3 protein-coding genes are annotated in these 4,902 nt (G+C 51.8%); 2 read left to right on the top strand and 1 reads right to left on the bottom strand.

Annotation, left to right across the window (positions count from 1 at the left end; all coding sequences use genetic code 11):
• Window positions 1–86 precede the first annotated feature (86 nt).
• The gene (locus tag ACI4N7_RS06160; protein WP_439732475.1) at window positions 87–674 is read left to right on the top strand and encodes a xanthine phosphoribosyltransferase; all 588 of its coding nucleotides are present in this window, start codon (window positions 87–89) and stop codon (window positions 672–674) included.
• Between the two features lie 11 nt (window positions 675–685).
• Window positions 686–2,017 (top strand): uracil-xanthine permease family protein, encoded by a 1,332-nt coding sequence (locus ACI4N7_RS06155; RefSeq protein ID WP_439732474.1) that lies wholly within the window; start codon window positions 686–688, stop codon window positions 2,015–2,017.
• Between the two features lie 257 nt (window positions 2,018–2,274).
• On the opposite strand, the gene ACI4N7_RS06150 is transcribed toward ACI4N7_RS06155, so the two are convergent.
• The coding region (locus tag ACI4N7_RS06150; protein WP_439732473.1) for a heavy metal translocating P-type ATPase at window positions 2,275–4,902 on the bottom strand (2,628 nt) is incomplete at its 5' end.

Raw genomic sequence — 4,902 nt, 5'->3', positions numbered from 1 at the left:
TTCCATTTTTTGCATTACCTCTTCGCCCATGATAAAATAAGTAAATATCATTTTTATTTCACGTAAGGAGAAAGGAATCAGGGACAATGGCAGCGGAATTAAATCTTTTGCAGAAGAAAATTTTGACCGACGGAGTGATTAAACCGGGGAACGTGCTGAAGGTGGACAGCTTTCTGAATCACCAGATCGATGTGCCTTTTATCAGCGAACTGGGCAAGGAATTCAAGAAGCTCTTTGCCGGGAAAAAGGTGGATAAGATTTTAACCATTGAGGCTTCCGGTATCGGTATTGCCTGCCTGACTGCCGTTTATTTCGGCGTTCCTGTGGTGTTTGCCAAGAAATCGGCAGGGTCCAATATGGATGCTGAAGTTTACTCCACAGAAGTGAAATCCTTTACCCATAATAAAATCAATCATGTGGTGGTTTCCAAGAAATATCTGAATGCCGGCGAGCATATTCTCATTATGGATGATTTCCTGGCCAACGGCTGCGCCGTAGAAGGGCTTATGGATCTGGTTTCCCAGGCCGGCGGCACAGTGGAAGGTGTAGGCATCTGCATTGAGAAGGGATTCCAGGGAGGCGGCGATGCACTCCGTAAAAAAGGCGTGGACGTCAAATCTCTGGCCATTATTGATAAAATGGATGCCGCTACCGGTACGATTACGTTTCGCTGAGGGTGTAAACCATGAAGACAAATGACGCCATTTACCAGCTGAAGGGGGATATCCCTGTTCGTAAAGCCATACCCTTTGGCCTGCAGCATGTGCTGGCCATGTTTGTAGCCAATATTGCACCTATCCTCATCGTGGCAGGCGCGGTGAAAATGGCTCCGGAGGAATCGGCGGCGCTGGTGCAGTCTGCCATGATCGTGGCGGGCATCGGTTCTCTCCTGCAGATGTTTCCGCTGTGGCGGCTGGGGAGCGGTCTTCCCATCATCATGGGAATCAGCTTTACCTTCGTGTCCGTAGCCTGTGTCATCGGGACAAAGTACGGCTACGGTGCAGTATTGGGCGCAGCTCTTATCGGCGGCATTCTGGAAGGGCTTCTGGGACTGGGTGCCGGCTGGTGGAAGAAATTCGTTCCGCCCATTGTATCGGCCTCCGTGGTAACGGCCATCGGTTTTTCCCTTCTTCCTATCGGTGCCAATTCCTTTGGCGGCGGCTTCGGTGCGCCCGATTTCGGCGATGCCAAGTACCTCATTGTAGGCTCCATTACCCTTGTTTCCTGCCTGATTTTCAACGTGAAGGCCCATTCCTTCTACAAGCAGCTTTCCGTCCTGTTCGGTCTGGTCATAGGGTATATTGCCGCCTATTTCTACGGCATGGTGGATCTTTCCAGAATCACGCAGGTATCCCTGTTTTCTGCCCCTGCCATTCTTCCTGTGCCTCTTGAATTTCATGCAGATGCTATTTTTTCCATTTTCCTGATTTTCCTTGTATCCGCTACGGAAACCTTGGGGGATACCAGTGCTCTGGCAGCCATGGGCTTTGGAAGAACACCAACCAGCCGGGAAATATCGGGGTCCATTGCGGTGGACGGCTTCATTTCCAGCCTTTCCTCCCTCTTCGGCTGCATGCCTATTACTTCCTTCAGCCAGAACGTAGGCCTCATTGCTATGACCCACGTGGTTAACCGCAAGGCTATCGGCTGCGGTGCCGCCATTATGATTCTGGCAGGTCTTATTCCGGCGCTGGGCGTCATCCTGGCTTCCCTGCCCAATGCGGTGCTGGGAGGATGCACACTCATGATGTTCGGATCTATTGTGGTCAGCGGTGTCCGCATGCTGGGGGACTGCGGCTATTCCCAGAGAAATATGAGCATTGCTGCTCTTTCCCTTTCCATCGGTCTTGGCTTCACCCAGACGCCCCAGATTTTCCATATTTTCCCGGATCTGTTCCGCAGTGTCTTCGCTGATAACTGCGTAGCTGTAGTTTTCATTGTAGCCATGGTGCTGAACCTGGTTTTCCCGAAGGATAAGGAAGATGGAAACGGAGATAAGCCGGAAATTGTGGAATAAACGAATCTGCCGGTGAGCCGGCAGTCAAGTTTCCTGTGGAATGATTTACGCTTGTACTGAGGTTCTTTCCTTCGTTCAGAATGGGGAGTCATGGGGCCGTCTCATGACGGATGTCTTTCCGTTTTGAAGCATTCTTTACCAATAAAAAGAGCTGTGAAAAAATGTATTGTCATTTTTTCACAGCTCTTTTTTGTTTATTATGGTGAAGAACAGGAAAGCTGATGTTTCATGGATCGATGATCCACCGGCTCACCAGCTCACAGTTTCATCTTCAGCAGTCTGACGGAATAGAGGATGCAGAGGAGGGTGACTCCGGTATCTGCAAAGACTGCTACCCACATGTTGGCATAGCCCAGAAGGCCCATGATCATTACGGCGATCTTGACAAGCAGGGCAAAGGTTACATTCTGCCAGGCGGTGGAGATGACTTTCCGGGAAAGATGAATGGCTTCAGGAATGGCCTTTACATCGGAATTGAGGAAAACCAGGTCTGCCGCTTCAATAGCTGCATCAGCACCGCTTCCCATGGCAGCACCGGCATCGGCACCGGCCAGTACAGGAGCATCATTGATGCCGTCGCCGACGAAAAGCACGGAGCCTTCCTTTTCACGGATTTCCTTCATAATGGAAAGCTTGTCCTGAGGAAGGAGACCGGCATAGACTTTGGAAATACCTGCTTTCTGAGCTACCGCTTCTGCGCTTTCCCGGTTATCTCCGGTCAGCATGACAGGGGTGACGCCCAGTTTTTTGATGGCTTTAATGGAGGATACGGCATCTTCCTTCAGCGCATCGGATATGGTAATGCAGCCCAGCAGCCTATTGCCTCTGGCGGCATAAACCACGGTGCCTTCGCCGGAAAGGGAATTGATATCCGCATCCGGAATGCCTGCCTTTTCCATGAGACGGCGGTTTCCTGCATACACAGGAACGCCTTCCAGGGTGCCTTCAATGCCAAGGCCTGCTGTTTCATGCAGATTTTCTGCCTTGGGAAGGGTCAGGCCCTTTTCCCGGGCTGCCTGAATAATGGATTTGCCGATAGGATGGGTGGAGTAGATTTCACAGGCAGCGGCCAGGGAAAGAAGTTCCTCTTCCTTTGTTCCGCCGAAGGGAATAAGTTCGCGAACCTTGAATTTTCCTTCTGTAATGGTGCCTGTTTTATCCATAACTGCCGCTTTAACCTTGGCAAGCACTTCCATGACGGTGCCTCCTTTAAAGAGGATGCCGCCTTTCGAAGCGGTGCCGATTCCTGCAAAGAAGGCAAGCGGTACGGAAATCACCAGGGCGCAGGGGCAGGAGATAACCAGGAAGGTGAGGGCGGTGTAAATGCATTTTTCCCAGTCCGCACCAAAGAAGAGGGGAGGAATCACTGCCACGAGAAGGGCAGCCAGTACGACTAAAGGGGTGTAGATTCTGGAGAAGCGGGTAATGAAACGGTCGATTTTCGGCTTGGTAGCCACCGCATTTTCTACGGAATCCAGAATACGGCTTACCATGGATTCGGCCAGAATCTTAGTAACCTGCATTTTGATGGTGCCGGTCATGTTGACACAGCCGGAGTCGATTTCCGACCCTTCCCTGGCCATGACAGGCTTCGGTTCGCCGGTTACGGCGGAGGTGTCGATCTGGGTGTTTCCTTCCAGAATGATGCCGTCCAGAGGAATGCGGTCACCGGGGCGGATGAGGAGGATATCTCCCACCCTGGCGTCTTCCGCCGGAACGGTTTCTACGGTTTCGCCGCTGATCCGCTGTACCACTTCAGGACGGAGGTCCACGGCCTCCATGATCTGCTTCCGGCTTCTGCCGCTGGCCAGGTCCTGCAGATATTCACCGATACGGTAGAAGAACATGACGCCCACCGCTTCCGGGTATTCGCTGATGGCGAAGGCGCCCAGGGTGGCAATGGTCATGAGGAAGGTTTCATCAAAGAATTCCCCGTGGGTAATATTCTTTAATGCGGTCCATACGATGGGGCCGCCCAGAATAAGATAGGAAACGAAGAAAAAGAGATTACCGTACAGCTCAGGGGCATTAAAGGCAGAGAAGGGATTGTAATGGAGCAGCATGCCTGCTGCAAAGAGCAGACCTCCCACCAGGAGCTGCCCTTCTTCGCTTATCAGCTTCCGATAGAAGGGGGTGGATTCCTTGGGAGCGGCAGCTGCTTCATGCTTCGGTGCCCGCACCTTTTTATGAATTTCCGTAGGGGACTCCACCTCATTGCATTTTTCCGTCAGTGCAGGAATGAGGCTGTCCGGATCCTCGGCGGTAAGCTTCATGGTCTTGGTGGCATAGGAAATGGAAGCGGAAAGAACGCCGGGCTGGCGGTTGATGAGCTTTTCCAGCTTCAGGGCGCAGGCTGCGCAGTCCAGGGTAGGGATTTCATAGGTTTCGGTCCGGTAGTTTGTCTTATCCTTTGGCGGCACGATGCCTACTGATTCATCCACGCTCCGGCAGATGGCAAGAACTTCCTTCAAAAGGGTATCCGGATCTTCTTTGGAGATCAGGCGGAGCTCCTTGGTACGGAAGGAAATGGAAGCGAAGAATACGGAAGGCATTTCCCGGATTTTTCCTTCCATCTTGGCGGCACATTCCTTGCAGTCCAGATGCTCCATGTGGTAAATGCTCCGATGGTAGTCGGACCCCAGGAAATCACAGCGGCACAGATCCAGGCTTTTACCGCAGTAATCGCAGTCTTCCTCTTCGATGCATTCATGGCAGTGGCAGTTTTTCTCATGCCCTTCCTTATGATGCACCCCTATGTCATGGAAATGGCCGAAGGCCCGCCGTTCGTCGGCTTTGATATCCTTCTCATCTTCCATGATGTCCTTTTCATTGGACAGATATTTTGCCATTTCCGGATCTTTGGAATGGTCATGGGGCTGATTTTC

The organism is Dialister sp., from assembly GCF_051885895.1.
Taxonomy (GTDB): Bacteria; Bacillota; Negativicutes; order Veillonellales; family Dialisteraceae; genus Dialister.
Note: the sequence above shows the minus strand (reverse complement) of the source record. Positions and strands in the feature narration are given on the sequence as shown.

Bases quoted from the DNA above. Each gene is read 5' to 3' on its own strand.
- ACI4N7_RS06160 (WP_439732475.1), top strand. From the start codon at position 87: ATGGCAGCGGAATTAAATCTTTTGCAGAAGAAAATTTTGACCGACGGA.
- ACI4N7_RS06155 (WP_439732474.1), top strand. From the start codon at position 686: ATGAAGACAAATGACGCCATTTACCAGCTGAAGGGGGATATCCCTGTT.